The sequence below is a fragment of the Bradyrhizobium sp. 521_C7_N1_3 genome (genome assembly GCF_052075975.1).
Classification (GTDB): Bacteria; Pseudomonadota; Alphaproteobacteria; order Rhizobiales; family Xanthobacteraceae; genus Bradyrhizobium; species Bradyrhizobium japonicum.
Genome location: NZ_CP197232.1, coordinates 464,907 through 482,733, shown reverse-complemented (window position 1 = coordinate 482,733; position 17,827 = coordinate 464,907). Strand labels below are relative to the sequence as shown.

The window sequence follows — 17,827 nt, the reverse complement described above, 5'->3', positions numbered from 1 at the left end:
GCCTAGTGCGCAATTGCGCACGGGGAGCGGGGACCCATACCGCGTGATCTCTAGATTGCGGATGGTCGTAGTGCCGAACGACGAGTCTTCGTCAAACCTCTCCTGTGGTAATGGGTCCCCGCGTTCGCGGGGACGACAGCGGAATGCGCGGCCGCGGGCACGCGCATCGCCGGCTTGTCATCGCGACCGCAATAGCGCAGCATTAAAAAATCAAGAAACGGCAGGGGCGAAGCATGGCGCGCGCGAAGAACGTTCTCTGGATCATGTGCGACCAGCTTCGCTACGACTATCTCGGCTGCACCGGCCATCCGACGCTGAAGACGCCCAACATCGACGCCATGGCCAAGCGTGGCGTGCTCTTCAGCAAGGCGTATGTGCAATCGCCGATCTGCGGCCCGTCGCGGATGTCGTTCTACACCGGACGCTACATGCGCTCGCACGGCTCGCACTGGAACGGCTGGCCGCTGCGCGTCGGCGAGCCCACGCTCGGCGACCACCTCAAGAAGATCGGCGTGCGCAACGTGCTGGTCGGCAAGACCCACATGGCGCCCGATCTCGAGGGCATGAAGGCGCTCGGCATCCCGCCGGAATCGATGATCGGCGTGCACGTCGCCGAATGCGGGTTCGAGCCTTATGAGCGAGACGACGGCCTGCATCCGACCGGACGGCCGCGGCCGAAATACGATCAGTACCTGCGCAGCCAGGGATTCGAGGCCACCAATCCCTGGGAGCATTGGGCCAATTCCGGCGCAGCGGACGACGGCTCCCTGCAGAACGGCTGGCTCCTGGTGCATGCCGACAAGGCCGCGCGCGTGCCGGACGAGCATTCCGAGACGCCCTACATGACGCGGCGCGCGATGGACTTCATCAGCGAGGCCGAGACCGACGGCAGGCCGTGGTGCCTGCATCTGTCCTACATCAAGCCGCACTGGCCCTATATCGCGCCCGAGCCCTATGCGAGCATGTATTCGACCGATGACATGATCCCGGCGATCCGCTCCGAGCGCGAACGCCAGAATCCGCATCCGGTGTTCGGCGCCTACATGGACATGCGCTACTCCCGCAACATGGCGCGCGACGAGGCCCGCGAGAAGGTGATTCCGACCTATATGGGCCTGATCACCCAGATCGACGACCAGATGGGCGTGCTGATGAAGTTTTTGGAGGCGCGCGGCCTGCTGGACAGCACCATGATCGTGTTCACATCCGATCACGGCGACTATCTCGGCGATCACTGGATGGGCGAGAAGGATCTGTTCCACGAACAGTCGGCGAAGATTCCGCTGATCATCATCGATCCATCCAGGGAAGCCGACGCCACGCGTGGCACGCGCAGCGACGCGCTGGTGGAAGGCATCGATCTCGCGCCGACCTTCGTCGATTATTTCGGCGGCAAGGTGCCGGGCCACATTCTCGAAGGACGCTCGCTGCTGCCGCTGCTGCGCGGCGAGAGGCCGTCCGACTGGCGCAAGGTGGCGTTCTCCGAATACGACTACGCCATGCAGGACGTGCGGCTGAAGCTGAACCAGCCGATCGAGCGCTGCCGCCTGTTCATGGTGTTCGACGGTCGCTGGAAATACATCCACGCCTCGGGCTTCCGCCCGATGCTGTATGATCTCGAAACCGATCCGGAAGAGTTTCTGGATCGCGGCGACGATCCTGATTGTGCCGGCATCGTCGCGCGCCTTCAGGCCGAGCTGTTCGATTGGGCGCTGCATCCCAACGACCACATCACCACGCCCCGCGAGAAGATCGCGAACTATGCCGACAACCAGCTCCAGGTGAAGGGCGGCATTTTGATCGGCGTCTGGGATGAAGCCGAGCTCGCGTCGATCAAGGACGGCATCGCGCAGCGCGGGAAGATGTGAATAAGCGGAGCGCAGCTCTCTCAACGCGTCATGCCCGGGCTTGTCCCGGGCATCCACGTCTTGCGTCAAACGCGGGTGCACGTGGACGGCCGGGACAAGCCCGGCCATGACGATGGAGTATGTGGCGTGAGCGAAACCTAATTCTCGATCTTGTACCCCGTCGCCTTCACGATCGGCTGCCAGAACGCCATGTTCGCGGCGAGCTCCTTGGTCAGCCCATCCGCATTGCTGCCGACCGGGATCAGCCCGATCGCGGTAAGCTTTTCCTTCACCTCGGGCCTGGCGAGCGCGGCACTCGCGGCGGCCCCGAGCTTGCTGGCGAAGTCCGGCGGGCTGCCGGCGGGCAGCCACATGCCGTACCAGGCATCCGCGACGAGATCGATGCCGCTCTCCTTCAGCGTCGGGACATCAGGTGCGAACGGCGAACGTTCCGCACTCGCGACCGCGATGATCTTCACGCCCTTGGCGCGATGCTGCGGCAACGCATCGGCCAATGTGGTGATCCCGAACGGCAGATGGCCGCCGACGAGGTCGTTGAGGATCGGCGCGCTGCCGCGATAGGGCACGCGGCTCAGGGGAATGCCGAGGTCCTTCTCCAGTTTCGAGCCGGCGAAATGCGGAATGGTGCCGTTGCTCGGCACGCCGAACGACGTCTTGTCCGGATGCGCCTTCAGCCATGCCACGAATGACTTGAAATCTGTGGCGTCGATCCCCGGACCGATCACCAGCGCGAATTCGAACCGCGCCAGCAGCGACACCGGCATAAAATCCTTGGCCGTATCGAAGCTCGGCGTCGTCTCCACCATCGGCAGCAGGTACATGGTCGGCCCGGTCGTCACCAGCACCATGCTGCCGTCGGCACTCGCGCCCTTCACCGCCTTGATGCCGATCAGGCCGTCGCCGCCGGTACGGTTCTCGACCACGATGGTCCGCTGCAGCGCCGGCGCCATCTCCTGCGCGATCAGCCGGCAGAGCGTGTCGCCGCCCGCTCCCGCCGCGAACGGGAAGACCATTTTTGTCAACCCGGCCTGCGCTTGCGATCCGCCCGCCTGCGCCGACAGCGGCAACCCCAGACATCCGGCGATGAAGTTGCGGCGATCCATCGGTTTCCTCTCTGAGCCCATTATGGTTGGCGACAATTAGAGCCAGGCGAGCGCCCCGGACAAGCGCCGTTTACCATTCCGGCCGCCTTGCGCCGGCCATCGTCCTGCTGCAAAAGCAGGCCTTAACCGGCGCCGCCTGTCGCTCCGCCGTTTCCGATGCAGAGCAATCCGTCACACGCGCCGACACATACACACATGGCCAGCCCCGAACTCAGTCAATTCCGCCGCATCGTCGTCAAGGTCGGCTCCGCCCTGCTGGTCGATTCCGACAAGGGCGAGGTGCGCGCCTCCTGGCTCGCCGCGCTCGCCGACGACATGGCCAAGCTGCATCGCGAGGGACGCGATGTGCTCGTGGTGTCCTCGGGCTCGATCGCGCTCGGCCGCAGCCGCCTCAAGCTGCCGCGCGGCCCGCTGAAGCTGGAGGAGAGCCAGGCGGCCGCCGCGGTCGGCCAGATCGCGCTGGCGCGGATCTGGTCGGAAGTGCTCGGCGCCCACGGCATCGGCGCGGGGCAGATCCTGGTCACGCTCCAGGACACCGAGGAGCGCCGCCGCTATCTCAACGCGCGCTCCACCATCGGCAAGCTGCTGGAATGGCGCGCGATCCCCGTCATCAACGAGAACGACACGGTCGCCACCAACGAGATCCGCTACGGCGACAATGACCGCCTCGCCGCGCGCGTCGCCACCATGGCGAGCGCCGATTTGCTGGTGCTGCTGTCCGACATCGACGGGCTCTACGACGCCCCGCCGAAGAACAATCCGAACGCAAAACTCATTCCCGTGGTCGACAGCATCTCCTCGGAGATCGAGGCCGTGGCAGGCGACGCCGAGTCCGAGCTGTCGCGCGGCGGCATGCGCACCAAGGTCGAGGCCGCGAAGATCGCCACGACAGGCGGCACGCATATGCTGATCGCCTCGGGCAAGATCGAGCATCCCCTGCAGGCGATCGCCGATGGCGGCCGCTGCACCTGGTTCCTGACCCCGGCCAACCCCATCACCTCGCGCAAGCGCTGGATCGCGGGCACGCTGGAGCCGAAGGGCACGCTGACCATCGATGCCGGCGCCGTGACGGCGCTGCGTGCTGGCGCCAGCCTGCTGCCGGCCGGCGTGATCAAGGTGGAAGGCCAGTTCGCCCGCGGCGATGCCGTGGTCGTGCGCGGTCCTGATACCAGCGAGGTCGGCCGCGGCCTGATCGCCTACGATGCCGAGGTCGCCGAGCGGATCAAGGGCCGCTCGTCCCCGGACGTGATGGCGATCCTCGGCATCAGCGGGAGGTCCGAGATGATCCACCGCGACGATCTGGTGGTGGGCGGGTAAGGCGCGGAGAGCACCCGCGCCGTCATGCCCGGGCTTGTCCCGGGCATCCACGTTCCTCCGGGGCCGGCCAAGACGTGGATGGCCGGGTCAAGCCCGGCCATGACGTTGGAGCTGGGCCAGTGACCGAGCCCAGCAACCGCCTCCCGAAGCCCTGCCATACCCTCCCGACCCTTCGCAGACGCGGGATTTCCGTGCTAGGACACTGCCTTAGCAGAAGGTTGAACTCCCCATGGCCGCCCCCCTCAAAGCCGTCGACGGCAATGCCGATCTCCAGGCGCTGATGTCCGATCTCGCCGCTCGTGCCCGCGCCGCCGCGCGCGTGCTGGCGCAGGCGCCGCCGGAGCAGAAGAACCGCGCGCTCGAGGCCATGGAGCGGGCGATCCGCGCGAACTCTGCCGCGATCCTTGCCGCCAATGCCGAGGACGTCGCGGAGGCCCGCGCCTCCGGCAATGCCACCTCCTCCTTCATCGACCGCCTGACGCTGACGGCGGCGCGCGTCGAAGGCATGGCCGAGGGCATCGGCATCGTGCGCGGCATCGCCGATCCGGTCGGCATCGTCACCGAGAGCTGGCAGCGGCCGAACGGCATGACCATCGAGCGCGTGCGCGTGCCGCTCGGCGTCGTCGGCGTGATCTTCGAGAGCCGGCCGAACGTTGCGGCGGATGCCGGCGTGCTGTGCCTGAAATCCGGCAATGCCGTGATCCTGCGCGGCGGCTCCGACAGTTTTCGTTCGTGCCGCGCGATCCATGAATGTCTGGTGCAGGGCCTGCGTGACGCCGGGCTCCCCGAAGCGGCGATCACGCTGGTGCCGACGCGCGACCGCGCGGCGGTCGGCATGATGCTGTCAGGATTGAACGGCGCCATCGACGTGATCGTTCCGCGCGGAGGCAAGAGCCTCGTCGCGCGCGTCGAGCAGGAAGCCCGCGTGCCCGTGTTCGCGCATCTCGAAGGCGTCAACCACGTCTATATCGATGCCAGCGCCGACCTCGCCATGGCGAAGTCGATCGTGCTCAACGCCAAGATGCGCCGCACCGGCGTCTGCGGCGCGGCCGAGACGCTGCTGGTCGATCGCGCAGCTGCCGCCAAAAACCTCAAGCCGCTGGTCGAGATGCTGATCGAGGCCGGCTGCGAAGTGCGCGGCGACGACGCCGTGCAGAAGACCGATGCGCGCGTCAAGGCTGCCAGCGAAGACGATTGGGACACCGAATATCTCGACGCGATCATCGCGGCGAAGGTGGTGGACGGTGTCGACGGCGCGATCGCGCATATCCAGAACCACGGCTCGCATCACACCGACGCGATCGTGAGCGCGGATGAGGCTGCTGCGAAGAAATTCCTGAGCGAAGTCGATTCCGCGATCGTGCTGCACAATGCCTCGACGCAGTTCGCCGATGGCGGCGAGTTCGGTTTCGGTGCCGAGATCGGCATCGCCACCGGCCGATTCCACGCCCGTGGTCCTGTCGGCGCCGAGCAGCTCACGAGCTTCAAATATCGCGTCCACGGCACAGGTCAGACGCGGCCGTAAGTCATGTCGCGAGGCGTGGGGCATTGAGTAACAATTTCGTCGCGCCACGTTTCTTCGCGCAGGCCATTCCGCCCTACACCGAAGGCATGCGCGTCGGCCTGCTCGGCGGCTCGTTCAATCCGCCGCACGAGGCTCATCGCGCCATCAGCCGGTTCGCGCTGAAACGCCTCCAGCTCGACCGCGTATGGTGGCTGGTGACGCCGGGCAATCCGCTGAAGGAGAACGGCACGCTGCATGAGCTCGGCGCGCGCATGCAGGCCGCGCGCGACGTCGCCGACGATCCCAGGATCGAGGTGAGCTGTCTCGAATCCGTCATTCGTACCCGCTATACTATCGACACGATCAACACCTTGCGCCGCCGCCTCAGCGGCCTGCGCTTTGTCTGGATCATGGGCGCCGATAATCTCGCTCAATTCCATCGTTGGCAGCACTGGCGGCGCATCGCCGACCAGGTGCCGATTGCGGTCATCGATCGCCCACCGCAGAGTTTTCGCGCCCTCGCTTCGCCCGCTGCCCAGGCCCTCGCACGCTACCGCGTGCCCGAGACGGACGCGGCATTGCTTCCGGATCGGCCAGCGCCGGCCTGGGTCTTTCTGACGGGATTGAAACTGAACCTGTCCTCGACCCGCTTGCGGAACCCGGACGGGAGCTGGAAAGGTCCGAAGTGAGACGGAGTGTGTAGATGTTGTGGGGATTTCGGACTCTCTGGCATATTGAAACCCTTAACCCCACATGATGTAGTGTAACCAGTGAGCGTCGGATTCGGCGTTCGCGATACAGTGAAAGGAATGGTCCCTGACCACATCTGTATTGTCCAAGTCTGTTTTACCCAAGGTAGCGAAACCGGCGCGTAAAACATCGACCAAAGCTGCGGCCTTGAAGGCGCAACCCGACGCCGACAAGACGCTGAGCCTGATCCTCTCCCGCCTCGACGACATGAAGGCGGAAGAGACGGTCACCATCGACCTTCGCGGCAAATCGGCGTACTCCGACTACATGATCGTCACCACCGGCCGGGTGAACCGGCACGTCGGCGCGATCGCGGACAACGTCGCCAAGGGCCTCAAGGAAAACGGCATCAGGAACATCCACGTCGAGGGCTTGCCCAATTGCGACTGGGTGCTGATCGATTCCGGCGATGTGATCGTGCACGTGTTCAGACCCGAGGTCCGCGAGTTTTACAATCTCGAGAGATTGTACACCCAGGGCCCTGGGGCGGCGAAGGCGATCTAGGCTCATCGAGCCGATTTCGAATCGGCTGACGCGCATGCTAGCGTCGTGCGCGCGCATATTGCGCGCGGTCTCGAAACACGACCTGAAGACATCATGCGAGTTGCTGTCATTGCGGTGGGCCGGCTGAAGCAGGGCCCCGAACGCGAGCTTGCCGACCGCTATTTCGAGCGGTTCGACGAAGCCGGCCGCAAGCTCGGATTCCGCGAGCTCACCATCCACGAAATCCCCGAAAGCCGCGCGCGCGACACCACGACACGGATGGCCGAAGAGGCCGCGGCGATCGGTGCGCACATCCCGGAGAAATCGATCCTGGTGGCGCTGGACGAGCGCGGCCAGAATCTCGACTCCACCGTATTCGCACGGCACCTCGGGCGCTGGCGCGACGAGGGTGCCGGACATACTATCTTCGTGATCGGAGGAGCGGACGGACTTTCGCCCGAATTGCGCCGTAAGGCCAAGCTCGCGATCGCGTTCGGCTCTGCGACCTGGCCGCACCAAATGGTCCGCGTCATGCTTCTGGAACAGCTTTATCGGGCCGCCACCATTCTGGCCGGCCATCCCTATCACCGCGCATGATGCGCGCACAACGAGCACCTTTGCGTAAAGCGATGCGAGCGCCGATCCTCAACCTGCTGCTGATCGCTGGCGTTACAGGCGCAAGCCTCGCGCAAGCTCAGACGCAAGGTCAGACAATTGCGCCCGCGCCACAGACGGCGGCCGTCTCGCCCGATGCGATCAAGCAGCGCGAGCAGGAGCTCGAGGCCGCCCGCGCGAGGCAGAAGAGCGCCGAGGAAGCGCAGGCCAAGCTCAAGGCCGAGATCACCTCGCTCGGCCAGGACCGCACCCAGCTCAATCAGCAACTGATCGATACCGCAGCCAATGTGCGGACCGTCGAGACCAAGATCGACGAAGCCGAAGCGCGGCTGCGCTCGCTCAACGGCCGCGAGCAGCAGATGCGCACCTCGCTGGAGTCGCGCCGCGCCGACATCGTCGAGGTGCTGGCGGCCCTGCAGCGCGCCGGCCGGCGCACGCCGCCGGCGCTGTTGGTGCGGCCCGAAGATGCGCTGCAATCACTGCGCACCGCCATGCTGCTCGGTGCCGTGGTGCCGGAATTGCGCGGCCGCGCCGAGAAGCTCGCGAGCGACCTCGGCGAGCTCGTGGCCCTGCGCAAGAACATCGCCGCCGAACGCGACCAGCTCGCCATCGACCGCGACAAGGTCCGCAACGACCAGACCCGGCTCACCGCCCTGGTCGACGAGCGGCAGCGCCAGCAGGCGTCGCGCGAAAAGGACCTCGACGCCGAGAACTCGCGCGCCATCGCGCTCTCCAGGCAGGTCGGCGATCTCCAGGGGCTGATCACCAAGATGGAGCAGGATCTGCAGAGCGCCGCCAAGGCCGCCGAGAAGGCGGCTGAGGCCGCCAAGCAGGCCGAGGCCAAGGCGGCCGCCAGCGCCAAGCCCGGTCCAGGCACTTTCAAGGACCGGTCCCGGACCACCCCGGCGATCGCCTTCGCGGCGGCCAAGGGGCTCCTGCCTTTGCCGGTTAACGGTAACAAGATCAGGGATTTTGGCGGTTCCGACGGGGTCGGCGGTGTCCAGAAGGGCATTTCGCTGGCAACCAGGCCCGGCTCCCAGGTCACGACGCCGTGTGATGGCTGGGTTGTCTATTCCGGCCCGTTCCGCAGCTATGGACAACTCTTGATCCTCAACGCCGGGGGCGGGTATCATGTCCTGATCGCCGGGATGGAGCGCATTTCGGTTAACATCGGTCAGTTTGTGCTCACGGGGGAACCGGTCGCGACCATGGGATCGACCTCTCAAGTCGCCTCCATTCTCGCCACGAACGCGAGTCAACCTGTGCTCTATGTCGAGTTCCGTAAGGACGGCACTCCAATCGATCCAGGCCCATGGTGGGCCGCAAATGAAGGCGAGAAGGTTCGCGGATGATGCGCAAGACTTCAGTTATCCTCCTCAGCGCGGCCACCGGTGCTGCGCTGACGCTGTTCGTGACCCAGCCGCGCGCGGTCTTCATGGGCTCCAGCGCGCGAGCCGCCACCGCAGACACCTATCGCCAGCTCAATCTGTTCGGCGACGTGTTCGAGCGCGTGCGCTCGGACTATGTCGAGAAGCCCGATGACACCAAGCTGATCGAATCCGCGATCAGCGGCATGCTCACCGGCCTCGATCCGCATTCGAGCTACATGGACGCCAAGAGCTTCCGCGACATGCAGGTGCAGACCCGCGGTGAGTTCGGCGGCCTCGGCATCGAGGTCACGATGGAGGACGGCCTGATCAAGGTGGTCTCGCCGATCGACGACACCCCCGCTTCGCGCGCCGGCGTCATGGCCAACGACATCATCACCAATCTCGACGACGAAGCCGTGCAGGGCCTGACCCTGAACCAGGCGGTCGAGAAGATGCGCGGTCCGGTCAACACCAAGATCAAGCTCAAGATCATCCGCAAGGGCCAGGACAATCCAATCGACGTCACCCTGGTGCGCGACAACATTCGCGTCCGCTCGGTGCGCGCGCGCATCGAGGCCGACGACATCGCCTATATCCGCATCACCACCTTCAACGAGCAGACCACCGAAGGCCTGAAGCGCGAGGTCGCCAACCTCTCGAATCAGATCGGCGACAAGCTGAAGGGCTACATCATCGACCTCCGCAACAACCCGGGCGGCCTGCTCGAGGAAGCGGTCACCGTCTCCGACTCGTTCCTGGAGAAGGGCGAGATCGTCTCGACCCGCGGCCGCAATGCCGAGGAAACGCAGCGCCGCACCGCGCATGCGGGCGACCTCACCAAGGGCAAGCCTGTCATCGTGCTGGTCAATGGCGGTTCGGCTTCGGCGTCGGAAATCGTCGCCGGCGCGCTGCAGGACCACAAGCGCGCGACCATCGTCGGCACGCGCTCGTTCGGCAAGGGCTCGGTGCAGACCATCATTCCGCTCGGCTCGGGCAACGGCGCACTGCGTCTGACCACGGCGCGCTACTACACGCCGTCGGGCAAGTCGATCCAGGCCAAGGGCATCGTGCCGGACATCGAAGTGCTACAGGACGTGCCGGACGAGCTGAAGTCGCGCACCGACACCAAGGGCGAGGCTTCGCTGCGCGGCCATCTCAAGAACGACGGCGACGAGAAGACCGGCTCGCAGTCCTACGTCCCGCCGGACGCCAAGGACGACAAGGCGCTCAAGCTCGCGGACGACCTGCTCCACGGCATCAAGAACAGCGCCTCCGCGGCGCCGACGCCGGGCGACAACAAGGCCACGACCGACAAGCCCAAAGCGGCGAACTAAGTCGGCGCCTCATCTCATCTCTCGAAAAGGGCGGCTCCGAGAGCCGCCCTTTTTGCTTGGGGCTCCTGCTACCCCCGGCCTATCCCGGCCTGACGCCGCTTGACCTCGGCGTGGTATCGTCGGCGGGAGTGATTCGGGATCTCGCATGACTGAAACGGCCGATGATCTGAGCGCCCCGCTCGGACAGGACAAGCCGCGCCGGAAACGGCGGCTGCGGCTGCCGTTCACAGCCATGCAGGCCCTCGCTGTCATGCTCGGCCTGTTCCTGGTCGCCTTCGCCGGCTTCGCCATCTTCAACAAGGATCCGCTCGGCGGCGAGCCGATGACGCGGATTGCGATCCGTGAACCCAGGGCCACCGACGAGAAGCCGGCCGCCGCGGGCCTTGGCCAGGAGAGCAAGCCGGAGAGCAAGCTCGAGGCCAAGGAGGCGCCGAAGCAGGCGGGCGAGCAGAAAACCGTCACCATGATCGACGGTTCCACCGGCACGCGCCACGACGTGGTGATCGGCGGCGGCGATGCCGCCGACAAGGGCGACGCCGCGGCCGCCTCCGCCCCACCGCCCGTCATGGCCGGGATCGACCCGAAGCTGCTGGAAAAATCGCGCTACGGCATGATCCCCGTGACGGCCGAGGGCGCAAAGCCGTTCAGCGTCTACGCGGCGGATGCCGACCGCGCCAAGGCGGCGAAGATGCCTGTGGTCGCGATCCTGATCGGCGGCCTCGGCGTCGGCGCGGCCAAGACCAACGACGCGATCATGCGGCTGCCGCCGGCGGTGACGCTGGCCTTCACGCCCTATGGCGCCGACCCCGGCAAGCTCGCCGAGCGGGCCCGCGCGCAGCGCCACGAGATTTTCCTCCAGATCCCGATGGAGCCCTACGACTTCCCGGACAACGACCCGGGCCCGCAGACGCTACTGACGTCGCTCACCACCGACCAGAACATGGACCGCCTGTACTGGCACCTGAGCCGGATGCAGGGCTATGCCGGCCTCACCAATTTCATGGGCGCCCGCTTCGTGGCAACCGACGCCGCGATGCAGCCGATCATCCGCGAGGCGGCCAAGCGCGGCCTCGGCTTCTTCGACGACGGCTCCTCGCCGCGCAGCATCGCGCCCCAGGCCGCGGCCAGCCAGGCGATGCCGTTCGGCAAGGGCGATATCGCGATCGACGTGGTGCCGACACCGGCGGAGATCGACCGCGCCCTGAACAAGCTCGAATCGATGGCGCGCGAGCGCGGCGTCGCAATCGGCACCGCGTCCGCCCTGCCCGTCTCGATCGAGCGCATCGGCAGCTGGACCAAGACATTGAGCGACCGTGGTATCCTTTTGGTGCCATTGACAACCGCGATGCTGAAATCAAAATCCAGCTAAATCAACGGATTGGTACGGCACGGGCCCTCGGGGCCGGCATACCCACCAAGAACACGCGAGAGGTCTGGCGGAATGGCGCGTTACGAGGATCTGCCCTACCGTACTTGCGTCGGTGTGATGCTGATCAACAAGAAGGGTCTGGTGTTCATCGGCCGCCGCGCCGGCGGCATCGAGCATGTCGACGACGCCCATGTCTGGCAGATGCCGCAGGGCGGCGTCGATCCCGGTGAGGACACCTGGGAGGCCGCCAAGCGCGAGCTCTATGAGGAGACCAGCGTGCGCTCGGTCGAGCGGCTCGGCGAGGTTGCGGACTGGCTCGTCTACGACATCCCGCGCACGGTTGCGGGACGTGCCTGGAAGGGCCGCTATCGCGGCCAGCGCCAGAAATGGTTCGCGGTCCGGTTCACTGGCAAGGACAGCGAGATCAATGTCGAAAAGCCCGGCGGCGGCGGCCACAAGGCCGAGTTCATGAGCTGGCGCTGGGAGCCGATGAAGAACCTGACCGGTTTGATCATCCCGTTCAAGCGCCCGGTCTATGAGCGCGTGGTGAAGGAATTTTCCGCGCTGGCGGCTGAATAAATCAAATCGTCATCCCGGGTTCGGTGCTAATGCATCGCCGGAATGACGATGAAAGACGCGCGCGTGACCAATCAAAAACCCTACCGTCCCAACGTGGGGATCGCCCTCTTCAATGCCGATGGCCGCGTGCTGATCGGCCACCGCTTCAAGGGCGACGGCCCCGAGATCATCCTGCCGGGCCTCGACTGGCAGATGCCGCAAGGCGGTGTCGATGAGGGCGAGAACCTGCGCGATGCGGCCTTGCGCGAGCTTTGGGAAGAGACCAGCGTCAAGAGTGCGGACTATCTCGGCGAGACAGACTGGCTGACTTACGAATTCCCTCCCTACGACGGGCCGCAGACGCACCGGCTGGCGAAATTCCGCGGGCAGCGCCAGAAATGGTTCGCGCTGCGCTTCACCGGCCGCGATGACGAGATCGATCCGCTGACACCGCGCAACGAACAGCCCGCGGAGTTCGACGCCTGGCGTTGGGAGCGGCTCGACCGCGTCGCCGACCTCGTGGTGCCGTTCCGCCGCGAGGTCTACCGCGCGGTCGCGCAGCAGTTTGCGCCCTTCGCAAACTAAAACTGCGAAAACAACCCCATGCACAGTACAGATGGGGTTGAGATCATGAGAGATTTTTCGTCGGAAATTTGCGTGTGAGAGGGTATCGCTCTCTCCGTTCCCTCCCCCTTGCGGGGGAAGGAACCGAGCTAGTGAAATCTCATTGCATCAGTTCGTCGGCCCCACCGTGAACGGGCCGATCGCGATGACGTGGCAATCGCTGTCGCGCTTGGCGCAGTCGGCGAGCGCGGAATTGACGGCGGTCTGCTCGTCCGCGGCCTTCAGGCCGAGGCCCGGCCGGCCCGCGGTCCCGACCGCGACTGCGTTCCAGCCCATGCCATCGGCGAGCTTGCGCACGACCTCGGCGCGCGTGTCGGCGGCGATCGAGGCGTTCGACGCGGCATGGAAGAAGCCGGTGATCCTGAGCAGGGTCGGGATCGGCACGACGAAATTGTCATCGACCGCGACGATCAGGCAGGCCACCCCGGCGATGGCGCCGCACGATTCCAGCGAACGCCGCGCCGAATCGTCGACGGATGACGCGCCCAGCACCATGAAATATTGACCGCCCGGGCCGAGCGCGATCGCGCGGGATTTCGCCGCCGGAACGAACATGTTCTCGAGCCGGATTTTTGCCGGATCGCGCACCATCGGAAAATCTTTCGGCACGAAGGCCCGCTCGGTCATGGCATCGTGGCGCACCCAGGGCTGCGGCGGCATCGGCGGCTTGCCGTGCATGTAGACGACGTCGTTGCCGACCGCGTAGAGCTCGCAACGCCGCGGCGATTGTGAGGCATCGGCGCGCTTCTGGCACTGCTCGAGCGCCATGTTGCGCGCGGCTTCCTCGGTCGGCTGGTTCAACGCCGCGCCTGTGAAGCCGCCGATATTGAGCGCGAAGGCCTTGTAGTCGCCGGAGGCGGAATAGTCGCCGGCCAGATAGTTGCGGATACGCTCGTTGATGAAGGGCACGCTGTCGACGGCAAGCTTGCCTGACAACGGCGCGGCGGCCGGTGAGGGCGCGGGCATCGGTGCCATCGCGGCGCCGGCTGGGCTCATCGGAGCCATCGGCGCCTTTGCCATCTGGGTCGGCATCGGGCTCGGCGCCACGGCATTTGCCGCTGGCGCTGCGCTCGGCGTCGCGGCCGGGGCGGGCGCGGCGGTGACCGTCTGCTTGAGCTTGGTGTTGTAGAGGAAGCCGGTGACGAGGATGGCCACGACCGAGACGACGGCGACCACCAGCGGCCACATCCACACCGGTGCCGCGGCCAGCTTGGAGGCGGGCTTCTTCACTTTTGGCGTTGCGTAGGTGCCGTCCTCGCGCCGCATCGCCACCATGTAGGCGTGCACCGGCGTCGGGATGTTCTTGACCTCCTGCGCGCCGATGTCGGCGAACTGCACCGACAGCTTGTTGGCGACCTGCTCGTGCACGGCGCGGGAGACGCAGATACCGCCGACCTCGGCGAGGCCTTCGAGCCGGGCGGCGATATTGACGCCGTCACCGAGCAGATCGCCGTTGCGCTCGACCACGTCGCCGATGGTGATGCCGATGCGGAACGACATCTGCCGGCTCGGCGGATAGGCCATGTTGCGGGTTCGCAGGGATTCCTGGATGTCGATCGCGCAGCGCACCGCATCGACCGCGCTCGGAAATTCCGCCAGCACGGCGTCGCCCGCCGTGTTGAAGATGCGTCCGTTGGCCTTCGCGATGAAGTCGTCGATGACCTCGCGATAGGAGGCGAGACGCCGCAGCGTCTCCTCTTCGTCTTCCGCGACCAGTCTTGAGTAACCGGCAATATCGGCCGCGAAAATCGCTGCGATCTTGCGTTTCATCTGCTGCCAGCCCCGAAACAAATTCGCGGGCGCAGAATGCCGCTATCGGCGGCGCGGTGCAACAAAGTTTCAGCGCCCGCCACTTCCGTGACGAGCGCTGAACCTTTTCAGGAATTCTTAGCTTGAGCCCCGGAGCGGTGCGCCGGGGCTTAGTGCATAGCCGTGCTGTTGAGCTGCTGCTGGATGCTCTTGAAGTGGTCGAGCCGCTCGATCGCCTGATCGAGTTCGTCGCCTTCGTGCTCCTTCAGGCCCTCTTCCATCTCGGAGATGGTCGCGGCGAACTGGGCACGGTCGAGTTCGTCGAGCGACGTCGCAACGTCGGCGAGCACGGTGAGGCCCTTTTCGGAGACTTCGGCGAGACCGCCGAGCACGATGATCTTCACGGGCCTGCCGCCCGTGGTCACGGTGAGGATGCCGGGCCGGATCGCAGCCACGACCGGCGCATGTCCCGCCAGCACGCCGAAGTCACCCTCGACGCCGGGGATATCGACCTGATCGACCTCGCCCGAGAATGCGAGCTTTTCCGGCGAGACGAGATCGAAGTGGATGGTGGCCATTGGAAACCTGCGAATGGTGAGTGGCGAACGCGCGAGTGGCGAGCAGCGAATGGCGAATAGATTCTACTCGCCACTCCCTGTTCGCTATTCGCCGGCTTAGGCGGCTTCCGCCGCCAGCTTCTTGCCCTTCTCGACTGCCTCTTCGATGGTGCCGACCATGTAGAAGGCGGCTTCCGGCAGGTGGTCATACTTGCCTTCGCAGAGGCCGCGGAAGCCCTTGATGGTGTCCGCGAGGTCGACGAACTTGCCGGGCGAGCCGGTGAAGATTTCGGCGACGTGGAACGGCTGCGACAGGAAGCGCTCGATCTTGCGGGCGCGCGCCACCGTCAGCTTGTCCTCTTCCGAAAGCTCGTCCATGCCGAGAATGGCGATGATGTCCTGGAGCGACTTGTAGCGCTGCAGCACCTGCTGGACCTGACGCGCGGTGTCGTAGTGCTCCTGACCGACGACGAGCGGCGAGAGCATGCGCGAGGTCGAGTCGAGCGGGTCCACCGCGGGGTAGATGCCCTTTTCCGAGATCGCGCGCGACAGCACGGTGGTGGCGTCCAAGTGCGCGAACGAGGTCGCGGGCGCCGGGTCGGTCAAGTCGTCGGCCGGAACGTAGATCGCCTGCACCGAGGTGATCGAGCCCTTCTGCGTGGTGGTGATGCGCTCCTGCAGCGCGCCCATGTCGGTGGCGAGCGTCGGCTGATAACCCACCGCCGACGGGATGCGGCCGAGCAACGCCGACACTTCCGAGCCGGCCTGGGTGAAGCGGAAGATGTTGTCGACGAAGAACAGCACGTCCTGGCCCTGGTCGCGGAAATGCTCGGCGACGGTGAGACCGGTGAGGCCGACGCGGGCGCGGGCGCCCGGCGGTTCGTTCATCTGGCCGAACACCAGCGCGCACTTCGACTTCACGCTCGGATCCGGATTGTGCGGATCGGCGTTGACCTTGGACTCGATGAACTCGTGATAGAGGTCGTTGCCTTCGCGGGTACGCTCGCCGACGCCGGCGAACACGGAGTAACCGCCGTGCGCCTTCGCGACGTTGTTGATCAGCTCCTGAATCAGCACGGTCTTGCCGACGCCGGCGCCGCCGAACAGGCCGATCTTGCCGCCCTTCGCATAGGGAGCAAGAAGATCGACGACCTTGATGCCGGTGACGAGAATTTCAGCTTCGGTCGACTGGTCGGTGTAGGTCGGCGCTTCCTGGTGGATGGCGCGCACGCCTTCGGACTTGATCGGGCCGGCTTCGTCGATCGGCTCGCCGATCACGTTCATGATGCGGCCGAGCGTGCCGTCGCCCACCGGAACCGCGATCGGCTGGCCGGTGTCGGTCACTTCCTGGCCGCGCACCAGACCTTCGGTCACGTCCATCGCGATCGTGCGCACGGTGGATTCACCGAGATGCTGCGCAACTTCCAGCACGAGGCGGATGTTGCCGTTCTTGGTTTCCAGCGAATTGAGAATGGCCGGGAGGTGGCCTTCGAACTGAACGTCGACGACGGCGCCCATGACCTGGGTGACGCGACCGACCGGGTTAGCTGCTGTAGCCATGAAGCTCTCCTTCGAAATTCTTTACTTGAACGACCGTCGTTTGGTTCGTGCGTCAGACCGCCTCGGCGCCGGAGATGATCTCGATCAGCTCCTTGGTGATCTGGGCTTGACGGGTTCGGTTGTAGATCTGGGTTTGCTTGCGGATCATTTCGCCGGCATTGCGGGTGGCGTTGTCCATCGAGCTCATCTGCGCGCCGTAGAACGAAGCGTTGTTTTCCAGCAGCGCGCGGAAGATCTGCACCGCGATATTGCGCGGCAGCAGGCCGGACAGCAGTTCGTCCTCTTCCGGCTCGTATTCGTAGGAGGTCGTCGGCGCATTCGCCGCCTTTTCCTCGACGACCAGCGGGATGATCTGCTGCGCGGTCGGGATCTGGGCGATCACGGACTTGAACTGCGCGTAGAACAGCGTGCAGACGTCGAACTCACCGTTGTCGAAACGCGCCAGCACCTTCTTGGCGATGTCCTCTGCGTTGACGAAGCCGAGCTGGCGAACGCTGCGCAGGTCGAGATGCTCGACGATCTGCTTGTCGAACAGGCGGCGGAGCTGCTCGTAGCCCTTGCGGCCGACGCAGAAGAATTTGACTTCCTTGCCCTGCGCGATCAGCGCCTGGGCGCGCTCGCGCGCGAGGCGCACGATCGAGGAGTTGAAAGCGCCGGACAGGCCGCGCTCGCCGGTGCAGACCAGCAACAGGTGGACCTGGTCCCTGCCGGTGCCGGCCAGCAGCGCCGGCGCGCCGGGCGAACCCGCGGCGGCGCTGGCGATGTTGGAGATCACCGCGCTCATCTTGTCGGCATAGGGCCGCGCCGCCTCGGCCGCCTGCTGGGCACGGCGCAATCTGGACGCCGCGACCATCTGCATCGCCTTGGTGATCTTCTGCGTCGCCTTGGTGGAGGCGATGCGGACGCGCATGTCTTTAAGTGACGCCATTCTTCGTCCCCGACGATCCGACCCTTTGGCCTGATCGCAAACCTATCCAGTCGTCATGCCCGGGCTCGCCCCGGGCATCCACGTGGTACCTCACACGCCGTTAGACGTGGATGGCCGGGACGAGCCCGGCCATGACGG

The 17,827-nt window shown here is 65.6% G+C and carries 16 protein-coding genes; 11 read left to right on the top strand and 5 right to left on the bottom strand.

Annotated features, from left to right (window positions below):
* Positions 1-233 precede the first annotated feature (233 nt).
* A complete protein-coding gene (locus AB7008_RS02225) occupies positions 234-1,868 on the top strand; it encodes an alkaline phosphatase family protein (RefSeq protein WP_304492348.1) in 1,635 nt (544 codons plus the stop codon).
* A gap of 137 nt (positions 1,869-2,005) precedes the next feature.
* Here the strand turns inward: AB7008_RS02225 and AB7008_RS02220 are convergent, their stop codons facing one another.
* Positions 2,006-2,971: a Bug family tripartite tricarboxylate transporter substrate binding protein gene (locus AB7008_RS02220; RefSeq protein ID WP_304492347.1), complete on the bottom strand. Its 966-nt coding sequence runs from the start codon at positions 2,969-2,971 to the stop codon at positions 2,006-2,008.
* A 195-nt stretch (positions 2,972-3,166) separates the two neighbouring features.
* Here AB7008_RS02220 and proB point away from each other — a divergent pair, with 195 nt between their 5' ends.
* The 10 genes from proB (at position 3,167) to AB7008_RS02170 (ending at position 12,856) form a co-directional block, all read left to right on the top strand.
* Complete coding sequence (proB, locus tag AB7008_RS02215) at positions 3,167-4,288, top strand: glutamate 5-kinase (RefSeq protein ID WP_028169669.1); 1,122 nt, start codon at positions 3,167-3,169, stop codon at positions 4,286-4,288.
* Between the two features lie 229 nt (positions 4,289-4,517).
* Positions 4,518-5,813: a glutamate-5-semialdehyde dehydrogenase gene (locus AB7008_RS02210; protein ID WP_441258356.1), complete on the top strand. Its 1,296-nt coding sequence runs from the start codon at positions 4,518-4,520 to the stop codon at positions 5,811-5,813.
* A 23-nt stretch (positions 5,814-5,836) separates the two neighbouring features.
* Positions 5,837-6,481 carry a nicotinate-nucleotide adenylyltransferase gene (locus AB7008_RS02205; protein ID WP_441258355.1) on the top strand — a complete coding sequence of 215 codons (645 nt, stop codon included), beginning with the start codon at positions 5,837-5,839 and terminating at the stop codon, positions 6,479-6,481.
* Positions 6,482-6,689: 208 nt separating this feature from the next.
* Positions 6,690-7,046 carry a ribosome silencing factor gene (gene rsfS / locus AB7008_RS02200; RefSeq protein WP_014490594.1) on the top strand — a complete coding sequence of 119 codons (357 nt, stop codon included), beginning with the start codon at positions 6,690-6,692 and terminating at the stop codon, positions 7,044-7,046.
* A gap of 93 nt (positions 7,047-7,139) precedes the next feature.
* A complete protein-coding gene (rlmH, locus tag AB7008_RS02195; protein WP_441258354.1) occupies positions 7,140-7,622 on the top strand; it encodes a 23S rRNA (pseudouridine(1915)-N(3))-methyltransferase RlmH in 483 nt (160 codons plus the stop codon).
* Positions 7,623-7,654: 32 nt separating this feature from the next.
* The gene (locus AB7008_RS02190) at positions 7,655-8,992 is read left to right on the top strand and encodes a murein hydrolase activator EnvC family protein (protein WP_441261175.1); all 1,338 of its coding nucleotides are present in this window, start codon (positions 7,655-7,657) and stop codon (positions 8,990-8,992) included.
* Positions 8,989-10,344, top strand: a complete 1,356-nt coding sequence (locus AB7008_RS02185) for a S41 family peptidase (protein WP_014490597.1) — start codon at positions 8,989-8,991, stop codon at positions 10,342-10,344. Before AB7008_RS02190 ends, AB7008_RS02185 begins: the two co-directional genes overlap by 4 nt.
* 145 nt (positions 10,345-10,489) lie before the next feature.
* The gene (locus tag AB7008_RS02180; RefSeq protein WP_041960610.1) at positions 10,490-11,713 is read left to right on the top strand and encodes a divergent polysaccharide deacetylase family protein; all 1,224 of its coding nucleotides are present in this window, start codon (positions 10,490-10,492) and stop codon (positions 11,711-11,713) included.
* A 72-nt stretch (positions 11,714-11,785) separates the two neighbouring features.
* Complete coding sequence (locus AB7008_RS02175) at positions 11,786-12,292, top strand: RNA pyrophosphohydrolase (protein ID WP_028158539.1); 507 nt, start codon at positions 11,786-11,788, stop codon at positions 12,290-12,292.
* A 63-nt stretch (positions 12,293-12,355) separates the two neighbouring features.
* On the top strand, positions 12,356-12,856 hold the full coding sequence (locus AB7008_RS02170; RefSeq protein ID WP_028158540.1) for an RNA pyrophosphohydrolase: 501 nt from the start codon (positions 12,356-12,358) through the stop codon (positions 12,854-12,856).
* A gap of 147 nt (positions 12,857-13,003) precedes the next feature.
* On the opposite strand, the gene AB7008_RS02165 is transcribed toward AB7008_RS02170, so the two are convergent.
* The 4 genes from AB7008_RS02165 to AB7008_RS02150 form a co-directional block, all read right to left on the bottom strand.
* On the bottom strand, positions 13,004-14,665 hold the full coding sequence (locus AB7008_RS02165) for an adenylate/guanylate cyclase domain-containing protein (protein ID WP_441258353.1): 1,662 nt from the start codon (positions 14,663-14,665) through the stop codon (positions 13,004-13,006).
* A 149-nt stretch (positions 14,666-14,814) separates the two neighbouring features.
* A complete protein-coding gene (locus AB7008_RS02160; protein ID WP_014490602.1) occupies positions 14,815-15,222 on the bottom strand; it encodes a F0F1 ATP synthase subunit epsilon in 408 nt (135 codons plus the stop codon).
* A 96-nt stretch (positions 15,223-15,318) separates the two neighbouring features.
* The gene (atpD, locus tag AB7008_RS02155; RefSeq protein ID WP_014490603.1) at positions 15,319-16,761 is read right to left on the bottom strand and encodes a F0F1 ATP synthase subunit beta; all 1,443 of its coding nucleotides are present in this window, start codon (positions 16,759-16,761) and stop codon (positions 15,319-15,321) included.
* Between the two features lie 52 nt (positions 16,762-16,813).
* On the bottom strand, positions 16,814-17,689 hold the full coding sequence (locus AB7008_RS02150; RefSeq protein WP_028150465.1) for a F0F1 ATP synthase subunit gamma: 876 nt from the start codon (positions 17,687-17,689) through the stop codon (positions 16,814-16,816).
* Between the last annotated feature and the right edge of the window lie 138 nt (positions 17,690-17,827).